Source organism: Vibrio ponticus (assembly GCF_009938225.1).
Classification (GTDB): Bacteria; Pseudomonadota; Gammaproteobacteria; order Enterobacterales; family Vibrionaceae; genus Vibrio; species Vibrio ponticus.
Genome location: NZ_AP019657.1, coordinates 1577781 through 1598322 on the forward strand (window position 1 = coordinate 1577781; position 20542 = coordinate 1598322).

A 20542-nucleotide genomic window follows, 5' to 3' on the forward strand; every position below is an offset into this window, starting at 1 on the left:
TTGGCTTGAATGTGCTTTTCCAAACCCCATTATTTCTAATACAATCGAAAGTAATATTTTTTAGAGTGATTCCCACATCGCCAACGGCGTGGCTCGGGTAAATGCTTAATGGAGCGCTAATGAGCAACGTAAAACACTGCAACCTACTAATCCTTGGTTCTGGCCCAGCAGGCTATACTGCGGCTGTTTATGCAGCACGTGCCAACCTCAAACCAGTACTCGTAACTGGCATGCAGCAAGGTGGACAACTCACCACTACGACTGAAGTTGAAAACTGGCCAGGAGATGCTGAAGGTCTAACCGGTCCAGCACTCATGGATCGCATGAAAGAGCACGCAGAGCGTTTTGAAACTGAAATGCTGTTTGACCACATCAACCAAGTTGATTTTAGTCAGCGTCCTTTCCGCTTATTCGGTGATAGTGGTGAATACACTTGTGATGCATTGATTATCTCTACCGGTGCGTCGGCGAAATACTTAGGCTTAGAGTCTGAAGAAGCGTTTAAAGGTCGCGGTGTTTCGGCTTGTGCAACTTGTGATGGTTTCTTCTATCGTAATCAAAAAGTCGCGGTTGTTGGTGGTGGTAATACTGCGGTTGAAGAAGCGTTGTATCTATCGAACATTGCCTCTGAAGTGCACCTAATTCACCGCCGTGATAGTTTCCGTGCTGAAAAGATCCTAGTTAAACGCCTAATGGATAAAGTCGAAAACGGTAATATTATTTTGCATACCGACCGCACATTAGAAGAAGTTGTGGGCGATGACATGGGTGTCACTGGCGTTCGTTTGAAACACACGCAATCTGACGCGATTGAAGAATTGGAAGTGATGGGTGCATTCATCGCCATCGGTCACCAGCCAAATACCGCTATTTTTGATGGTCAGCTTGAAATGAAAGATGGCTATATCATTGTTAAATCAGGTTTAGATGGCAATGCAACGCAAACCAGCGTCGAAGGCATTTTTGCTGCTGGTGATGTGATGGACCATAACTACCGTCAAGCAATCACCTCTGCGGGTACCGGTTGTATGGCGGCACTGGATGCTGAGCGCTACTTAGATAGCTTGGCTGATAAGGCTTAATCTAGCGCTCTATCGGGTCCACTCACATTTTTTCACTAAATCCCTAAAGCCCTGCGGTATTACCGCGGGGCTTTCTTTTGTATAATCCCCAGTTCAAAAATAAAAAAACAGCAGTAAGCCTTCATAATGGATAAAAAGAAACAACGCAGCTTGAACAAGTGGCTACGTGAACAAAGTAAACTGGCGAAACGCTGGTTACTTGTTGCGGTAGGTCTTGGTGTATTTTCAAGCGTTTTGCTTTTGGGGCAGGCAGCTTTGCTCGCTTCGATCCTGCATCAATTAATTATTGAACAAGTCGACAAATCTACGCTGGTTGGACACTTCTTGGGTCTCGCAGCCATTGTTGCAATTCGCGCTCTATGCTCATGGGGACGTGAAATTGCCGGTTACCGCTGCGGTGAACAAATCCGACTCTATATTCGCCAACTTATCCTCGATAAGCTGCGCGAACTTGGCCCTGCCTATATTAAAGGCAAGCCGGCTGGTACTTGGGCAACTCTGCTGCTTGAGCAAGTGGAAGAGATGCATGACTTCTTTGCGCGTTATTTGCCGCAAATGTCACTGGCGGTGTTGGTCCCTTTTATCATTCTCGTGGTGGTGTTCCCAGTAAACTGGGCTGCTGGCTTAATCTTTCTTATCACCGCCCCGCTCGTGCCACTATTTATGGCACTTGTCGGCATTAAAGCGGCTGACGCAGGTCAGAAAAACTTCAAGGCTCTGCAAAGACTCTCAGGTCATTTCTATGATCGCTTACAGTCGATGACCACCATTCGTCTGTTTGACCGAACCAAAGCAGAAACGGAATTAATGCAAGGCGCATCAGAGGTATTCCGCTCTCGCACGATGGAAGTGCTGCGCATCGCCTTTCTTTCCTCAGCAGTGCTCGAATTTTTCACTTCAATATCGATTGCACTCACTGCCGTTTACTTTGGTTTTGCCTTTATCGGTGAACTCAACTTTGGTGACTACGGCGTAGGCGTCACTTTATTTGCTGGTATGTTTGTTTTGATCCTCGCGCCAGAGTTTTACCAACCGCTGCGCGATCTTGGTACTTTCTATCACGCCAAACAGCAAGCTGTCGGTGCTGCAGAAAGCATCGTCGAGTTTCTCGAAACTGACGTGACGGCAGTGAAATCTGGCACGACCCCTCTGGCAGATAACAGCGCAATTACCGTCAAAGCCAGCGATTTAGAAGTTTTCAGCCTTGAAGGCAAAAAGCTACTAGGTCCAGTTAGCTTTGAAATTAACGCCCATCAAACCACCGCATTGGTCGGTCCTAGTGGCGCGGGTAAAACTAGCCTCGTCAATGCGCTACTCGGTTTCTTACCTTATCAGGGTTCACTCACCATTAACGGTATTGAACGTTCTAATTTGGACTTAACTGACTGGCGCAAGAACATCAGTTGGGTTGGGCAAAACCCGTTACTTTTGCATGGCACCATCCGTGAAAACATCACCCTTGGTAAACACGATGTCTCTGAACAGGCGATTGCCGCGGTGCTTGAAGACTCTTTTGCCGCTGAATTTGTTAATCAACACGGCTTAGATTACCCAATCTCCGATCGTTCTGGCGGTCTCTCGGTTGGGCAAGCACAGCGCCTAGCACTGGCGCGAGCAATGCTACAAAATGGTCAGTTCTGGCTCCTTGATGAGCCAACCGCAAGTTTGGATGCGCGTAGCGAACGTTTGGTGACACAAGGTCTAAATCATCAGATTCAAGATAAGAGTGCGCTCATCGTTACCCACCAACTTGCGCCGCTGCAAAGCGTTAATCAAATTTTGGTTATGCAAGATGGTCAAATCGTACAAGCTGGCGAGTTTGACTTGCTGGCCAATAGTGAAGGTTTATTTAAGCAAATGCTCAGCGCCAACCAAGCACTACAGCAACAAAATGAGGGTAGCCTAGATGCGTGATTTAATCCCTTATCTAAAACTGTATAAGAAACACTGGTTTGGTCTATCGCTTGGCATGTTGCTCGCGTTCCTAACCCTATTCGCTTCTATTGGTCTGTTAACCCTTTCCGGGTGGTTCCTCTCTGCGGCGGCAGTGGCAGGTTTAACTATCGCTCGTGAAACCTTTAACTACATGCTACCCGGTGCATTTGTTCGTGGCTTCGCCATGGGTCGAACTGCGGGTCGTTGGGGTGAGCGCGTGGTTAGCCACAACGCTACCTTTAAGCTGCTGACTGATTTGCGTATTTTCTTCTTTAAGAAGCTCGCTCCGCTGGTTCCGGGCAAAGTTGCTAACCTGCGCGATGCGGATCTACTCAACCGTCTAATTGCTGATATCGACGCGATGGATCATGTTTATCTGCGTCTTATTAGCCCTATGGTGGTTGGCTTGCTTGGCATTGCAGCATTAACCGCTGTTCTGTGTTGGTTTGACCAAACTCTAGGTTTAACGCTTGGTGCAATCTTACTCACTCTGCTGATCCTATGGCCAATTCTGTTCTACAAATTGGGCAAGCGAAATGGTAGTGAGCTAACGCAAAACAAAGCTGACTTGCGTATTACAACACTAGATTGGCTGCAAGGTTACAGCGAACTCACTTTGTTTGGTGCAGAAGAGCGTTACCGCAATGCGATTTACTCTGCGCAAGAAAAGTTACTTAAGAATCAGTTCTTCGATGCGCATTTTTCAGGGCTTGCTCAAGCACTACTGATGTTGGCAAATGGCTGGACGTTAGTGCTGATGTTATGGCTTGCTGCAGATGGCGTTGCGGGCGGCAAACCTGATCCTATGATCGCTTTGTTTGCTTTTGCGACGATGGCAAGTGTCGAACTCTTGATGCCAATTGCTGGAGCATTCCAACACCTTGGAAAAACGTTGACTTCTGCACGTCGATTGAACGAAGTGATCCTTGCTGAACCTGACGTGCAATTCCCTGAGCAAAATGTTGACCACTCTGGTGAGTTCAGCGTTGAATATCGTAATGTTGGCTTTACCTATCCTGACGGCAACACCCCTGCACTTGAACAGATCAATCTGGCGATTGCTGGACAGAAACGCGTGGCAATTGTAGGTCAAACTGGTTCAGGGAAATCAACCTTACTGCAACTGCTGACTCGCTACTGGGATGTGAATCAGGGCGAACTGCTGATTGCAGGCAAGCCTATCCAAGAGTGGAGTGAGTCACAACTTCGCCAAGCGATCACCGTGGTGAGCCAGCGAGTTGACGTATTGAATGGCACGCTGCGCGATAACCTGATCTTAGCCAAACCTGATGCAAACGATGACGAAATCAGTCTCGCATTGCACAAAGTTGGCTTAAGTAAATTACTTGAGGGCGAAACAGCAGACAAGAACGGCTTAGATGCTTGGCTTGGTGACGGTGGTCGCCAGCTGTCTGGTGGTGAAAAGCGTCGTATCGGTATTGCTCGTGCTCTACTGCATAACGCGCCGATTTTGCTACTGGATGAACCAACAGAAGGTTTAGACAAACAGACAGAGCAGCAAATCATGACCCTATTTGACAAGCACTTTGAAGGCAAAACGGTACTATTTATCACCCACCGTTTGGTTAACCTCAATAAGATGGACGCTGTATGCTTAATTGAGAATGGTCAAATTGTTGAGCACGGTTCCCACCAAGCGCTTATCGAGCAACAAGGTCGTTACTACCAACTCAATCAAACGCTGTAGTCAGCATTATTTCACTTTACCAAGGCCGTGAGAAAACCTCGCGGCCTTTTTGTTTTATCACCTTTTGCAATGAATTTTTCCGCCTAGCTTGAGAAATGTCGAGTTTTGGCACAAGCTGAAATTATTGCTTTGTCACTTTAGGTACTAAATTGCGTAACGATCATTTGGTCACCACAACTTTGGGATCGTCAGTTTCCGGCTTACTACTTTAGAGGAGATTGCACATGGCAAGCGCTGCGTTGCAATTTGATCTCGACGAATACCAACTGCGCTTGCACAAGGTTCGTCAATCAATGCAGGAACAGGAAATTGACCTGTTAATTATCCATGACCCATCGAACATGTCATGGCTCACGGGGTACGACGGCTGGTCGTTTTACGTACCACAATGTGTTGTGGTCGGTTCAAGTGGCGAGCCAGTGTGGTTTGGACGAATACAAGATGCCAATGGCGCTTATCGCACGACCTATATGAGTGCGGAAAACATATCTTTTTACCCCGACCATTATGTGATGAATCCCCCTCTTCACCCGATGGAGTTTCTAGTAGAAAGCGTGCTTGAACCTAAACTGTGGGATCGTGGCAAAATAGGGGTAGAAAAAGACAATTACTACTTCAGTGCCACTGCCTATGAAGCGCTGCAAACTAACTTACCTTGTGCATCGCTGGTCGATGCTACCGGTCTGGTCAATTGGTGCCGAGCAGTAAAATCCGCTCAAGAGCTCGCTTATATGTGCCGCGCTGCGCGCATCGTTGAAAACATGCACCGCTTAGCTTATGACATGATAGAGCCAGGTCTGCCGAAACACTATTTGGTCGCAGAGCTAAACCGCCAAGCTATTCTTGGTCATGAAGACCACTTTGGCGACTATGCGGCTATAGTGCCGATGTTGCCATCGGGGACGGATGCAGCGGCACCTCACCTCACTTGGGATGACCGACCATTTAAAAAAGGTGAAGGCACCTTCTTTGAAATCGCAGGTGCGCACCGACGCTACCACTGCCCGCTATCACGTACCATTTTTCTCGGTGAACCAAATGACAAGTTTAAACGCGCCGATGAAGCTCTGACTAAGGCGCTCGATGCTGGGCTCAATGCCGCACGACCAGGAAATACTTGCGCTGAAGTCGCTAATATTATCAACGCAATCCTCGACCGAGCGGGCTTTTCACGCCAAGGCGCACGATGTGGCTATCCCATTGGGCTCAGTTATCCACCAGATTGGGGTGAGAGAACCATGAGTTTACGTGACAGTGACCATACGATATTAGAGGAAGGGATGACATTCCATCTGATGCCGGGCTTATGGTTTGAAGATTGGGGGCTAGAAACCACCGAGAGCATCATCATCACTCGTCATGGGGGAAAAACCTTGTGTGATTTCCCCCGTCGCCTGTTTATCAAGCATTAGCCTCGCGCACATAGGATGCCACCAATGAAACTCGACCATTACGACATTAAGATTTTACAAATCCTGCAGCAGCATGGGCGAATTACTAAGTCGCAACTCGCCGAGCAAATTAATCTTTCCGTCAGCCCTTGTTGGGAACGCGTCAAAAAACTCGAACAAGCTGGAATCATCGAAGGTTACGGCGCCAAACTTAACCTAACCCAGCACTTTAACCCCACCCTAGTAATGGTTGAAGTCTCACTTAAACAGCATAGTGCCGAAGCGTTTCGACGCTTTGAAAAGTTAGTCGCCGCAACAGCTTTGGTCAGTGAGTGTTATGCAACCGGCGGTGGCGTTGACTATTTAATAAAATTTCAATGCGAGGACATCGACCAATACCAACGCTGCATCGACCAATGGTTAGATGCCGACGTGGGTATCGAGCGTTACTATACCTACATCGTGACTAAAGTCGTTAAGCAGCATCACCCTGATAGCTGCGAACAATTGGACCACAAAACTTTCTGCCTCTAGCGCTAATTTCAGAAAAAAGCTGCTGCTACTGATTGGATTAGAGAAAAAATCCCACCTTACGTTGACCTATTCTTGCCTATATCGGCTTGATGCAATCCGCGTGGGAGGGTTACTATGAGTAACGAACGCCAATTCGATATTGATGATTCAAAAGCCAATCACGAAATAATGTCAGCATTAGATGATGTCAAATTGCTGCGTAACCTCGCTTACGTCAACGGCAAATGGGTCAGTGGTGAACAATTTAGACCAGTACTCAACCCCGCCAATGATGAAATCATTGGTTATTTCACCCAGCTCTCTCAACAGCAAATTAGCTCAGCGATTCACGCCGCAGACGACGCATTTAATGGATGGCGCAAATTGCAAGCGGATCAAAGAGCGGAATTGCTGCTGACATGGTACCAACTGATCCTCGATGCCAAGCAAGACTTGGCGCGTTTAATGGTGATCGAACAAGGTAAAACCCTAGCCGAAGCGATTGGAGAAATCGAGTATGGCGCTTCGTTTATTCGCTGGTTCGCCGAAGAAGCAAGGCGCAGTTATGGCGAAACCATCCCAAGTCATATCGCGGATGCACAACTATCCACTATTCGCGAACCCATTGGCGTTGCCGGGCTTATCACACCTTGGAACTTTCCTAGTGCCATGATCACCCGTAAAGCGGCGGCCGCTATGGCGATTGGCTGCACCGTCGTGATTAAACCCGCCAGTGAAACCCCATTTTCTGCATTGGCGCTGGCAGAACTGGCCGATCGCGCCGGTATTCCAGACGGAGTGTTCAATATTGTTACCGGTCAAGCTGATACCGTGTCACATGTACTTTGCCAATCAGACAAGGTCAAGGCACTTTCTTTCACTGGTTCAACACCGGTCGGAAAAATGCTGTTAGCTGATGCGGCTAGCACAGTAAAAAAATGCAGCATGGAATTAGGTGGTAACGCGCCGTTTATTGTTCTACCTGATACGGACCTAGCACAGGCTGCGCAAGCCGCTCTTGATGCCAAGTTTCAAACTTCAGGACAGGACTGCCTCGCGGCGAATCGTATCTTTGTCCCGCAGCAGCATCTCTCTCAGTTTATTGACCACTTCGCTACCCTGATTAGTAAGCTCAAGGTCGGTAATGGCAAGCACTCCAGCACCAATGTTGGTCCACTTATCAATCATAAGGCGGTCGAGAAAGCGCAACAGCTACTCAATGATGCGCTCATCAAAGGTGCGGTCGTCGCCGCTCAAGCCGATTTGCCGGCAGCGGCACAAGCTAACGGTAGCTACTTCACGCCAACATTGTTAACCAATATTACACCTGACATGGCGGTGTATCGTGAAGAAAACTTTTGCCCGCTCGCCATCGTTCTACCCTATTCCTCTCTCGAACAAGTCATTGAAATGAGCAACGATACTGAATATGGACTGGCCGCCTACGTCTATGGGCATGATATTCATCAAATATGGCAATGCTTGCGCGGCTTGGAATTTGGCATGGTAAGTGTCAACTCAGTCAAGATGACTGGGCACCCAATCCCATTTGGTGGTATGAAACAATCAGGCCTTGGGCGAGAAGGCAGCCGACATGGTTTTGATGAGTTCAGTGAAATTAAATACTGCTGCTTAGGCGCTTTACCAACCGTAAGCGGCAGCTAGGGTTCGAGCAATTTGGAGGATTTATGGATAAACACACCCAACAACTCTTAGAAATCGACCGTCAACGCGTGTTCCACGCCTCGACTCATTTAAAACAGTATGCTCATGGCGAAGTCGCAGGACGGATCATTACCCAAGCCAAAGGGGTACGCATTCAAGACTCACTTGGCAATGAACTCCTTGATGGTTTTGCTGGCCTGTATTGCGTTAATATCGGTTATGGACGAGAGGAAATGGCGGAAGCCATTTATGAACAAGCGAAAAAACTGGCTTACTATCACACCTACGTCGGTCATACCAATGAAGCGCTAATTGAACTCTCCGATAGGATCATCAAGATGGCCCCACAAGGAATGAGCAAGGTCTATTATGGCATGTCGGGCAGTGACGCCAATGAAACCCAACTCAAATTAGTGTGGTACTACAACAATCTACTTAACCGCCCAGAGAAGAAAAAAATCATCTCTCGGGATCGCGGCTATCATGGCTCAAGTATTGCGTCCGGATCCATGACGGGCTTGCCCCTATTTCATGCGCACTTTGATTTACCACTTGAGCGAATCAAACACACTATCGCTCCCTACTATTATCATCGCCAAGACAGTGAGATGAGCGAGTTAGAATTCAGTCGCTATTGCGCCGAGCAACTTGAAGTAATGATCCTTGCAGAAGGTCCAGAAACCGTTGCCGCGATGATCGCAGAACCTGTGCTTGGTACCGGTGGTATTGTGCCGCCGCCAGAAGGCTATTGGCGTGCGATTCGCAAAGTCCTCGATAAATATGACGTGTTACTCATCGCTGATGAAGTGGTATGCGGATTTGGTCGAATTGGCGCACCTTTCGGTTCGATTTACTACGATATGCAACCAGACTTAATCACTGTCGCTAAAGGGCTAACCTCAGCGTATCAACCATTATCTGGAGTCATTGTTGGCGAAAAAGTATGGCAAGCCCTGGAAAACGGCACCGACGCGTGGGGACCATTTGGTCACGGCTACACCTACTCAGGACATCCTCTAGGTGCCGCCGCAGCCAACTGTAACTTAGATATCATCGAACGGGAGAACTTAGTGCAATACGCTGCGGACACAGGGCAATACCTGCAAGAGAAAATGCGCGAGACTTTTGCTGAGCATCCGATTGTTGGTGATACGCGCGGTGTTGGCATGTTGCACGCCCTAGAATTTGCCGCAGACAAGCAGCAGCGCACCTTATTTGACCCTAATTTAAAAGTGGGTCCACAAATTGCTGCTGCCTGCTTAGAGAGTGGATTAATCGCTCGAGCCATGCCTCATGGTGATATTCTCGGCTTTGCCCCGCCACTTGTCGCAACCCGTGCAGACATCGACTTAATGGTCGACAAAGCCCACCATGCTATCAACAAAGTGATGGACTCACTGGTCACTAGTAAACAGTGGCAAGCGAAATAATCGCAATCAAATAATGATTGTGTAGTGTGCTTATCGTCGATATTTGTGCAATAAATCCAATGGAATATGACAGTAGTCGTTGGGATATAGCGTTAAGCGATCTTGATGTTCAGGATCGCTTTTTACATAGTTAGTGAGTGGAAGCACTTCAACAACAATTTGGTCACGGTCCTGACGTTTAGCAATGTACTCTTGGGCGATCTGTAAGTGCTCAGCACTGCAACTATAAACTCCGGTGCGATACTTAATTCCGATATCTTGCCCTTGCTGATTTAAGCTATACGGGTCAATAATTTCGAACAGGTAATCCATCAACTGCATCACAGAGACGGCGCTAGGATCGAATTTGATTCGCACACACTCAGCGTAACCATCATAAGGCGCTTGGGTATTGTCGCTACTGCCATTTGCGCGCCCTGCCTCGGTACTAACCACGCCAGGTAAATGGCGCATAAACTCTTGCACTCCCCAAAGGCATCCACCAGCAAAGTAAATCTCTTCCATCATCTGTCTCATTTTATTAATGACGCAATATTATAAATACTCCTCGTTAAAAACAAAAACGGAGCACCATGGCTCCGCTATGCAATTGCAACAAATGGGTAACTAACTCGCGCGCCCAACCATGCGTGAGATCGTGCCGTCTTTATCGATCACCTGATGCTTAATCGCCCCCGCTATATGCAGCACCAATGCAGCAATAATGATATTAACTGATACTCCATGAATTGTGCCGCCTAGCTCTTGCAGCCAGACAATTTTGTCGCCTTCAGCAATAAACTGCCAACCAAAAATATCCGCTCCGCGACCTCCACCGACACTCATTGCAATACCGGATATCGGCATTGCTAGCGTTGCAAGCATCAAGATGCCATGAATCGCTTTAGCTAATTTATCTTGCCAAACAGCCACTGGAGACGCAGGTGGAATTGCCCCTTCTTTCAGGCGCCACACTATGCGCACTAAAGCAATGATCAAAATAAGCGCGCCAAGCGATTTATGTAGCCCAATTAATTCAAATTTTTCTGGACCTCGGGGTAAATCGACCATATACAAGCCAAGGCCAAACACGCCAATAAAAGCGAGTCCCGTTATCCAGTGCAGAGCAATCGTCGGTATAGAAAGAGAGTGTTTGTTGAGCATTACAATTTCCTTATTATTTTCATGGTTATATTGCAATTATCCACCAATACGATGTAAAGAACTATGATGCGATGTGTAAATTTGAGTAAATTGTAACTAGTGGGCGCACGATGTTTTAACCTCTGCTTTACCAGAGTGAAAGTGCAAATAGTCGAACAACCTTTAGCGAGCTGCCTAAAAACAGCGCCTCTGCACACTTCGCTGCTATAGTTAACTATAACAACGAAGGAATATATTCAATATCTTGTCTCTATTTGGTGAGTTTTTCCTCCACTCCACATAAGTCTCGGCTTTAGTAGCCCATAATTATGGAGCATGAGATGACGACGTCAGGTTACAAAATTTCGATCCGTGCAGCGCTAGGCTTGCTGCTAGTAACGATTACTACTCTCACCATTCTGGTCTCAGTAGCTCTGCAGTATCAATTTTCTAAACAAGCAGAGTTAAACAACACGCTTAACCAGTATCAAAACATCTCGCAGCAAATAAAGCAGGAGCTACTTTATCTAGACAACACTGCTCGCGGGGTCGTACTTAAGACCAGCGAAGCGATTGCTCTTGCCGAACTAAAAAGTGATCCTATCGCACTTACTCGCCTTTTCTCGACCATTCTCCAACACGAACCCAACCTTTACAGTTTGTATATCGCCTCTGCCGATGATCACGCATTTCAGATGGTTAATCTCAACTCCCCTCTGATACGCGAGAAACTTGCCGCCTCGGAGCACGAACGCTGGTTAACCGTCGAACATAAGGGTGATGGCAGTGAAAGAATTTCTGAATCCACTTACCTAGATGAACAACTCAATCCATTACGTACTGTGATTGAACCAAGCAACTTCAAGCCATCTCAACGCAAATGGTATAAAAATGCGCACTACAATAGCGTTCATCGTACTGACCCTTACCTATTTCACCACGTAAAAATAAACGGCATCAGTTATTCAACCAAAGTCGATAATAGCGAGTTGGTACTTGGCGCTGATTTAAGCCTAATTACGGTACAGTCTCTATTACACAATGACTATGGTAATCAGGCTCTTCGCTCTTCGTATGAAGCGTACCTATTTCTATCTGACGGACGCTTAGTTGCGACAAATCAACAAGTTAAAATCATCAATGATTTACCTATCTTGCCACCATTAGCACTTCCTATTGAGCTAAAGTCATGGGTGAACTCTGCGCCAAAACTTAAAGTATCTAGCTCTATCGATTGGGAGCCTTTTGACTTTGCCATTTCCGGTCAACCCCACGGTTATTCGATAGATTTACTTGAACTCATCTCAGACTTAACTGGATTGCAATTTGATTATGTCAACGGTCAATCTTGGGGCGAATTGATTGACCAATTCAAAATGGGTGATTTAGATATTTTACATTCAGTCGCCGCACAATATCACCAAACCATTCCCGATAGTCACGGTATAGAGTTCTTTCGTTCTCCATACGCCATCGCCCAACAACAAAAAGCGCCGTATATAACCGATAGCCAACAGCTATCGTCACTGAAAATTGGGGTTGATCAAGGCTGGACTAACTACGAAACGTTCCAAAAAGCTCTCCAACACAGTGAACTTATCTTAGAGCCCAATCTTACTCGTCTATTTGAACAACTTAAAAACCGAGAAATTGATGGCATTTTGAACAGCGAAATTGTTCTAAAACGAAAAATCCAAACATCAAATATAAAAGGTATTGAAATCAATCCAATTTCACCTGCTTTGATTGACGACCAATACTACCTCTTAACCTCTCCCAACAAACAAGCTTTACAGCAAGTTCTGCAATTAGCGTTAAATCATATCGGTCAAAATGCGCGAGATTACCTCAAAGCGAAATGGGGTGGCGAGAAAATACTGTATACCCACGTCCCACATACTGAATTGCTCAACTTAGCCAATCAAAGCCGATTGCATGGTCAACTGCACGAATTTGTTAAAGATGGCATCGATTATTATTTATACATCGATAAACTCAATACCCAACCCAGTCAAACCATTACGGTTCTGATGCCCAAAGATGAGGTGATGGCAGCGGTTACACAAAGGAGCATTTATATCTTGCTCTCTTCACTCGCAATACTCTCCTTTCTCATCCTCGTCGCTTGGCTTATCGCTCGCCCTATGGTTAGACCCATCAAAGCACTCAAGCAACAAGCCAATCTTATCTCAAAGCGCCGCTATCATGAGGTGAAAAAAGTGCACAGTAATATCGATGAGGTTGCGCAGCTCTCAAGTGCGTTTATGAGCATGTCAAAATCACTTCAACACTATGAGCAAGAGCAACGTAATTTCATCGATTCCTTTATCAAGCTGGTTGCTGACGCCATCGATGACAAGTCACATTATACTGGTGCGCACTGTTTGAGAGTGCCCGAAATCGGTCTGATGCTGGCAGAGGAAGCCCATAAAATAGGTGTGGGTCATTTCGCTAATTTCCATTTCAAGAACGAAGATGAGTGGCGTGAGTTTCGCATCTCAGCCTGGCTCCATGATTGTGGGAAAATCACCACGCCCGAGTATGTGGTTGATAAAGGAACCAAGCTAGAAACCAACTACAATCGCATTCATGAAATTCGTACCCGTTTTGAAGTTCTGTGGCGTGATGCTGAAATTGAGGCATTAAAAGCCATCAATCAAAATCCTCATGAGCAACCGCAAATCGAAGCGAAACTGAGCGCTAGACAAAGTGAACTATTACAACAGTTTGATTTTATCGCAACCTCGAATATCGGTAGCGAATTTATGGCAGATGAGGATATTGCAAAGATAACCGAAATTGGTAAACAAACCTGGCTACGACATTTCGATGAAACCAAAGGTCTTTCGCCTTTTGAGCGCCAACGCTACAAGAATACTGAGCAAAAACTGCCGACTGAAGAACCTTTATTAAGCAACAAGCCACAACATATTATTCATCGCGATATCCCTTATCGCCTTGACCCAAAGTTCGGCATCAATATGGACGTTCCTGATTATCTTTACAATTATGGCGAGCTCTACAACCTCTCCATTCGACGTGGCACGCTCACCTTTGAAGAGCGCTTTAAAATTAACGAGCATATGATTAGCGGCATCAAAATGCTCGACAATATCCCATTTCCCGAAGAGCTCAAGCACGTGCCACGATACGCTTCCACTCACCACGAGACGCTAAAAGGAAGCGGATATCCGCGTAAACTTAAAGCCGATGATTTATCCATACCTGAGCGTATTCTCGCGGTATCCGACGTATTTGAAGCACTGACAGCGGCGGATAGACCCTATAAACCAGCCAAAAACCTTAAACAGGCACTCGACATCATGTATTACATGGTACTTGATGAACATTTGGACAAAGAAGTCTTCAAGCTATTTATCGATAGTGGCGTCTATTTAAAATACGCTCAAAAATATCTAAAATCCGAACAACTGGTCGATGTTGACGTTAGCTTATATCAACTTTAACCTGGTTATCTTATATATACACTTATAGACAGCGCCAACACTGATTTAGAACACTATTACCCGAGCGTTGAATAAGGTCGTTGCCTGCACTTAATATTATTTATTGTAGAAATCCTTATACCAAGCCACAAACTCTGCTACCCCTTCTTTTACCGTCACTTTAGGTTTATACCCTGTTGCAGAAAACAGATCGTCTGTATCGGCATAAGTTTGGTAAACATCTCCAGGTTGCATCTCTCGGAAATTCTTTTTCGCTTCAATACCGAGCTCACTCTCAATTGACTGAACAAATTCCATTAAATTAATTGGTGACCCATGACCAATATTATAAACAGCATATGGTGCAGAGCTGCTTGCTGGTGTGCCTGATTCAACCGTCCACGTTTGATTATGTGTCGGTATCACATCCGCAATGCGAACGACACCTTCAACGATATCATCAACATGAGTAAAATCACGCCACATATCACCGTTGTTATTGATGTCGATAGTCTCACCATCCAAGATTTTTTTGGTAAAGATAAATGGCGCCATATCAGGTCGCCCCCAAGAACCATAGACAGTGAAAAAACGCAGTCCTGTGGTTGGGATATCATACAAATGGGAATAACTGTGCGCCATCAACTCATTGGATTTCTTGGTCGCTGCATATAACGATACCGGATGATCAACACTATCAGAGGTGGCGAATGGCACTTTTGCATTCAGACCGTACACCGAGCTCGACGAAGCATAGAGCAAATGTCGCACCTTGGTTTGACGGCAGCCTTCAAGGATATTGAGATGACCAACCAAATTGGATTCACCGTATGCATGGGGATTTTCTAGTGAATAACGCACCCCTGCTTGTGCAGCCAAATGAATCACGCGGTCAAATCTCTCTTCAGCAAAAAGCAACGCCATCTGTTTTCGGTCTGAAATATCCATTTCAATAAATTTAAACAGGGGATTTTCTATTCTTGATAATCGCGCCTTCTTTAAATTGACATCATAATAATCATTGACATTATCAATACCAACAACTTGATGCCCGGCACTATTTAGCTTTTCTACTGTTGCGCTACCAATAAAACCCGCCGCTCCTGTGACTAAATATTTCATATACTTTCACCTTACAGTAATTTAGATAAGTTAATTCAAAACCTATAAAAACTACTTTCACTCGGTATTAGTGCACAAGTCGCAGTCTTTGCTTAACCCTTATATATTACTCATTTATCAAGACTAAGTTTTTGTTTCATTCAAATTACATATTTATGCCGACAATTTGTTAAATATCGGAGAATTATCATAATTAATAATCCTTCCTAATCTATATCATATAATTTTGAGTTTGATTCAATGTGGATTAACCAGGTGATTTTTAATTTATTACTATTCATACTCGAAAATATCACCACACCTTCAAGTCTGTGGTTTTGCAAAGCTTCCAGGATAAGACACCGTCCGTATTGCAACTCGACTCGCTCACTAAGTGCTGCAAGAACACCAGAACCCTTCACCTCTACCCAAGAACTCCTACTTAAGTGATGACAAATAGGCTAGAATGCGCGCCATTATCTTCGTTTTGAGCATTCCTTATTTCATGACTACTGCTAAATCACCAGCAAACTTTGCTGAACTCAACCTGATTCAACCCTTGCTGGCAAGATTGACCGAGCTTGAGTATCAACAAGCAACACCCATTCAAGCACAAGTGATCCCAACTGTTTTAGCAGGTCGTGACCTTATTGCTGGCGCGAATACGGGTTCTGGTAAAACCGCAGCCTTCGCTCTTCCTCTGCTGCAGAATATTTTCATTAACCACCACCCAACGCTTTACCGCAAAAATAACTCTGTAACAGGACTGGTTCTGGTTCCAACCCGTGAACTAGCCAAACAAGTCGCTGACAACATCAAGTCTTATTCCGCCCATTTTAATGGCGCAGTCAAAACTGTTTGTGTTTTTGGTGGTGTATCCGTTAACAGCCAAATGTTAGCGTTACGTGGTGGTGCAGATATTCTAGTGGCGACGCCAGGACGTCTATTAGACTTAGTTTCAAGCAACGCCATCAAGCTTGATAGAGTCAAAACCTTGGTGCTTGATGAAGCAGACCGAATGTTAAGCCTCGGCTTTACGGAAGAACTGACTGAAATACTCTCACAGCTACCAAAACAGAAGCAGACCTTGCTGTTTTCCGCGACTTTCCCTGAAGAAGTTCAAGCATTAACCCAAGATCTGCTGACTGATCCTGTTGAAGTGCAACTGCAAAGCAATGATGCCAGTACCCTTGTTCAACGAGTATTCACCGTCGATAAAGGTAAAAAAACCGCCCTACTGGCGCACTTAGTGAAACAGCATGATTGGCGCCAAGCACTAATTTTTGTCAACTCAAAAAATGGCTGTGAACATCTTGCCGATAAGCTTTATAAGCGCGGTATTTCTGTTGAAGTATTCCACGGTGACCAAAGCCAAGGTGCGCGAACTCGCGTTTTGGAAGACTTCAAAGCAGGACAACTGGATGTACTCGTTGCCACTGACATTGCGGCTCGAGGGTTAGACGTCGAAAAGCTACCGGTCGTGATTAACTATGACCTACCACGCAGTCCTTCTGACTACATGCACCGTATCGGTCGAAGCGGTCGTGCCGGTGAAGTTGGTTTAGCACTATCACTGATTGATTATGAAGATTACCACCACTTCAAAGTGATCGAGAAAAAGAACAAAATCCGACTTGAGCGCGAACAAGTGCCTGGTTTTGAGGTCACTGAAACCATCACTGAATCAATGCTTAATGCGAACAAGCCAATGGCAAAACCTGCTGGCACGGGCAAGAAAAAGCGCAAAAAGAAACAAGCCGCTACTGGTGATGTGTGGTTGAAAAACGCTTAATCATTCCGATTCAGCTAAGCTAAAATGTAAAAGCAGCCAATGGCTGCTTTTGTTGTATCTACTTAATCGCGTGAGTAATAAAACGTCTCACCTCATCATTATCGGTTGGATTCACAAACGACGGGGTAATATTTTGTGGTGGATTAAAGATGCCCTTCTCAACCAAGCGGTTAATTTGCGGTAAGTGCATCAATGCCGTCTTACCACACAGCAGATTAAGAAAACCTTCTTGCTCCTCATAGGCGTGCAATACCTCATGAAATCCGCGTAAATACAGATAGTCTTTGGTAAAGCCACCGCCTCGATAAACGCGAGAAGTGATGGTAAAGGCTAAGTTCTTCTCTACCCCCAATTGCTCTTTAAGCATCATAAATGTGGTGCGGAACGATTTGTCTTTAATCATGGATTCGACTGCTAGCACCCGCAGCGCAAGAATTTTCAGTCGCTTGATGGTTAAATGCCCAGCCAAATACTCACTTAGAATAGCCATGCCTTCTTGGGTCATAGTATTCACCGGGCAGCCCAGTTGCAGCACTTTAAAAGGCTGACTTTGCGCATTCAGCGTGGTGACGAGGTGGACACCGAGCTCATGGTGAGCCAATGCATGCGCTTCAATCAGCGGCACTTTCGCTGCACTGTTAATCTTGACCGTGGTCTTATTTACCAGAGCGTTGGCGATCATATTGTCATCCACCAGCAAGTCATATTGGTAGCCTTGCTGTTGAGCGAACTGTTCCATGATCGCTTGGATACCATTGGCATCGACTAATTGCTCATCGTCGTCTGAATCTGGCAAATGGAGAATGAAACTGGCGTTGCGAATATCTTTTTCGGTGGGTTCGCCAAAGTAACGCAGCGAGTTGTAAAGAAAATCTTGGCTGCCTAACGTTTCGATTTGATCGATCTTATCAACGTAAGAGATGATCACATCTTCATAGATGCGCTGCAAATCTGCATCTTCCACTTTCTCAATCGGTAAGTTGAATAACTGACGCTTGAGCTGAAATGCATTGATGCCACTTGGCTTATAAGTAAATTGCGGCTCGGTTGAAAAGTGGCGCTTAAAAAAGTCCGCTTTTTGTTGATTGTAGTTAGTTGGGCTAACCGCACTTAATATCTCGATTCCGTTTACTAATGAAAACAGCTCGCTATCCAGCGCTTTGGCATGCTTGAGCGTAGCATGCGTCAATGGAATGATGTTTTCTCTGTTCAATCTACTTACCCCGGCAATTCTTCCATGTGTATAAACACGTGACTCCATCACGTTTTGGGGATTTATCATTAAACTAAAGCAATAAAGCTTGAGCTATCCCCATTGACAATATGCGCTCATTCACATCACTCAACAATTAACCGCTCAGGACATTTTCTCAACCAGTGAGACTCGGATAATTTTTACGCCAACTGGGTCACTAAACGAGCTAAACTCACTAGCATTTCGGTGCAATCATAGAATCTAAAGGTAACTTGGGTATATAATCCCCGCGTTTTCATCTGGGACAATAAAATGATTTCAAAGAACCAACTCAAATTGCTACGTGCTTTAGGGCAAAAGAAGCAGCGCAAGGCGCACGGCTTATTCCTTGTTCAAGGTGAGAAAAACGTACTTGAACTTGCAACAAGTGATCTCGTGGTTAAACACGTTTTCGGCACAGCAGAATTTTTAGCTGAAAACCAATCAACACTGAGCCGTTTTGAATGTATTGAAGCATCGCTGGATGATTTAACCAAAGCGAGTACTTTGGTCAGTAATAACGCAGCAATCGCAGTGGTAGAGATCCCTCGTTACGCTCAGCCGCAAGCACAAGGCTTAATGATTGCGCTAGATGGCGTGCAAGACCCAGGTAACTTGGGAACCATTATTCGTGTTGCAGATTGGTATGGCATCAAACACATCATCGCAAGTAGCGATTGCGCCGACCCATACAATCCAAAAACCATCAGTGCCACCATGGGCAGTTTTGGTCGCGTGCAAGTACACCAAGTTGATTTACCAAACTACTTGGCTGAGGCAAACCTACCTGTTTATGGTGCATTCTTAGAAGGTGTAAGCGTACATCAAACTGAATTTGCCGCAGAAGGCATTCTACTGATGGGCAGTGAATCTCACGGTATTCGCGCGGAAGCGGCGAAATTTGTCACAGACAAAATCACTATTCCTGCATTTGGTGGCGCAGAGTCGCTCAATGTAGCGATGGCAACAGGCATTATCCTCGACAATATTCGTCGTCAACACAGTTAAAGCCACCATCGGTTGTTGTACAAGTGCGCATAAATCACGCTGCAATTATTAAGACGCTAGACTAGGTTCATCTTGTTATCATAGTTCGAATCACCTAGCTTCCTTTGCGCTAACTATTTGCGGCTACAGCTAGACGACAAGTGAGAAAATCCTCTGAGCATAGGCTACTATGAGATGAGGTTTTCGAGCACACGTCAACAACGCTGTAATGTCAAAGACGCTGGACTAGGTTCATCTTGCTATCATAGTTTGAATCACCTAGCTTCCTTTGCACTAATTATTTGCGGCTACAGCTAGGCGACAAGTGAGAAAAGCCTCTGAGCATAGGCTACTATGTGATGAGGTTTTCGAGCACACGTCAACAACGCTGTAGTTGCAAATAGGACGGGCAAAAGCAAAAAAGCGTAACGCTGAAACACAGCCGTTACGCTTTTTTATATCGACAAGTAAAAGCTTATCGCTCTAGCATATCCAACTTATCGGCTACACCGTTCCACTTTTCAGCTTCATCCATTGCTGGTTTTACTTCTGTTTGCACAGGCCAAATCTCAGCAAGTTCAGCATTTAGCTCTTTGTAGATTTCTTGACCTTCAGGTAATTCATCTTCTTGAAAGATCGCCTGCGCTGCACATTCATCAACACATAAACCGCAGTCGATACATTCAATTGGGTTGATTACCATAAAGTTTGGGCCCTCATGGAAGGCATCTGCTGGGCATACCGCGACACAGTCAGTGTATTTACATTGGATACAGTTATCCGTTACGACAAACGCCATGACAATCAACTCTTAATTCGTCAAAAAATAAGGCGGGAATAATACTTATATACTCAAGTGACTTCAAGATGCAGGATTCAGAGCATTGTCACTGAATCAGCACCATTAGATTATTTGAGTATTCCCCATAACTTCAAGAGACTAGCAATCAAACCTAATCGCTTGAGTCCTTTTTAGTTTACACCCAAACCATCAAATTATGTGACTAAGCAAGCCTCCCCCTAAACATAGAAAGCCTCTGAACATAGATCAATTAGGTGATGAGGTTTGCGAGTGCCAACCAACGACGCTGTGGATTCAAGTAGGACGGGGATTTTTTAGTATGACAGACAAAGGA

The 20542-nt window shown here is 45.4% G+C and carries 15 protein-coding genes; 10 read left to right on the top strand and 5 right to left on the bottom strand.

Annotated elements, in window-relative coordinates; translation table 11 throughout:
• Positions 1-119 precede the first annotated feature (119 nt).
• From trxB to GZN30_RS06950, 7 genes are all read left to right on the top strand, one after another.
• Positions 120-1082, top strand: a complete 963-nt coding sequence (gene trxB, locus GZN30_RS06920; RefSeq protein ID WP_075649038.1) for a thioredoxin-disulfide reductase — start codon at positions 120-122, stop codon at positions 1080-1082.
• Positions 1083-1208: 126 nt separating this feature from the next.
• Positions 1209-2996, top strand: a complete 1788-nt coding sequence (gene cydD / locus GZN30_RS06925; protein WP_075649037.1) for a heme ABC transporter permease/ATP-binding protein CydD — start codon at positions 1209-1211, stop codon at positions 2994-2996.
• Entirely contained in the window at positions 2989-4725 is a 1737-nt protein-coding gene (gene cydC / locus GZN30_RS06930; RefSeq protein WP_075649036.1) for a heme ABC transporter ATP-binding protein/permease CydC, read from the top strand. The genes cydD and cydC overlap by 8 nt, the downstream gene beginning before the upstream one ends.
• A gap of 224 nt (positions 4726-4949) precedes the next feature.
• A complete protein-coding gene (locus GZN30_RS06935) occupies positions 4950-6137 on the top strand; it encodes a M24 family metallopeptidase (protein WP_075649035.1) in 1188 nt (395 codons plus the stop codon).
• A 24-nt stretch (positions 6138-6161) separates the two neighbouring features.
• Entirely contained in the window at positions 6162-6650 is a 489-nt protein-coding gene (locus tag GZN30_RS06940) for an Lrp/AsnC family transcriptional regulator (RefSeq protein WP_075649034.1), read from the top strand.
• Between the two features lie 114 nt (positions 6651-6764).
• Positions 6765-8294, top strand: a complete 1530-nt coding sequence (locus GZN30_RS06945; RefSeq protein ID WP_075649033.1) for an NAD-dependent succinate-semialdehyde dehydrogenase — start codon at positions 6765-6767, stop codon at positions 8292-8294.
• Positions 8295-8317: 23 nt separating this feature from the next.
• On the top strand, positions 8318-9724 hold the full coding sequence (locus GZN30_RS06950) for an aspartate aminotransferase family protein (protein ID WP_075649032.1): 1407 nt from the start codon (positions 8318-8320) through the stop codon (positions 9722-9724).
• A 30-nt stretch (positions 9725-9754) separates the two neighbouring features.
• On the opposite strand, the gene GZN30_RS06955 is transcribed toward GZN30_RS06950, so the two are convergent.
• On the bottom strand, positions 9755-10228 hold the full coding sequence (locus GZN30_RS06955) for a peptide-methionine (S)-S-oxide reductase (RefSeq protein WP_075649031.1): 474 nt from the start codon (positions 10226-10228) through the stop codon (positions 9755-9757).
• A 102-nt stretch (positions 10229-10330) separates the two neighbouring features.
• A complete protein-coding gene (locus tag GZN30_RS06960; RefSeq protein ID WP_075649030.1) occupies positions 10331-10867 on the bottom strand; it encodes a cytochrome b in 537 nt (178 codons plus the stop codon).
• 320 nt (positions 10868-11187) lie between these two features.
• Between GZN30_RS06960 and GZN30_RS06965 the strand changes: the two genes are divergently transcribed.
• Positions 11188-14313: an HD domain-containing phosphohydrolase gene (locus tag GZN30_RS06965; protein ID WP_075649029.1), complete on the top strand. Its 3126-nt coding sequence runs from the start codon at positions 11188-11190 to the stop codon at positions 14311-14313.
• A gap of 96 nt (positions 14314-14409) precedes the next feature.
• Here the strand turns inward: GZN30_RS06965 and GZN30_RS06970 are convergent, their stop codons facing one another.
• Positions 14410-15414 carry an NAD-dependent epimerase gene (locus GZN30_RS06970; protein WP_075649028.1) on the bottom strand — a complete coding sequence of 335 codons (1005 nt, stop codon included), beginning with the start codon at positions 15412-15414 and terminating at the stop codon, positions 14410-14412.
• A gap of 484 nt (positions 15415-15898) precedes the next feature.
• Here GZN30_RS06970 and GZN30_RS06975 point away from each other — a divergent pair, with 484 nt between their 5' ends.
• The gene (locus GZN30_RS06975) at positions 15899-17185 is read left to right on the top strand and encodes a DEAD/DEAH box helicase (protein WP_075649070.1); all 1287 of its coding nucleotides are present in this window, start codon (positions 15899-15901) and stop codon (positions 17183-17185) included.
• A gap of 58 nt (positions 17186-17243) precedes the next feature.
• Here GZN30_RS06975 and GZN30_RS06980 read toward each other — a convergent pair whose 3' ends face one another.
• Complete coding sequence (locus GZN30_RS06980) at positions 17244-18446, bottom strand: flavohemoglobin expression-modulating QEGLA motif protein (protein WP_083627154.1); 1203 nt, start codon at positions 18444-18446, stop codon at positions 17244-17246.
• A gap of 246 nt (positions 18447-18692) precedes the next feature.
• On the opposite strand from GZN30_RS06980, the gene GZN30_RS06985 reads away from it, so the two are divergent.
• Positions 18693-19427, top strand: a complete 735-nt coding sequence (locus GZN30_RS06985) for an RNA methyltransferase (protein WP_075649026.1) — start codon at positions 18693-18695, stop codon at positions 19425-19427.
• A 454-nt stretch (positions 19428-19881) separates the two neighbouring features.
• On the opposite strand, the gene fdxA is transcribed toward GZN30_RS06985, so the two are convergent.
• Positions 19882-20205: a ferredoxin FdxA gene (gene fdxA / locus GZN30_RS06990; protein ID WP_075649025.1), complete on the bottom strand. Its 324-nt coding sequence runs from the start codon at positions 20203-20205 to the stop codon at positions 19882-19884.
• Positions 20206-20542: the final 337 nt, after the last annotated feature.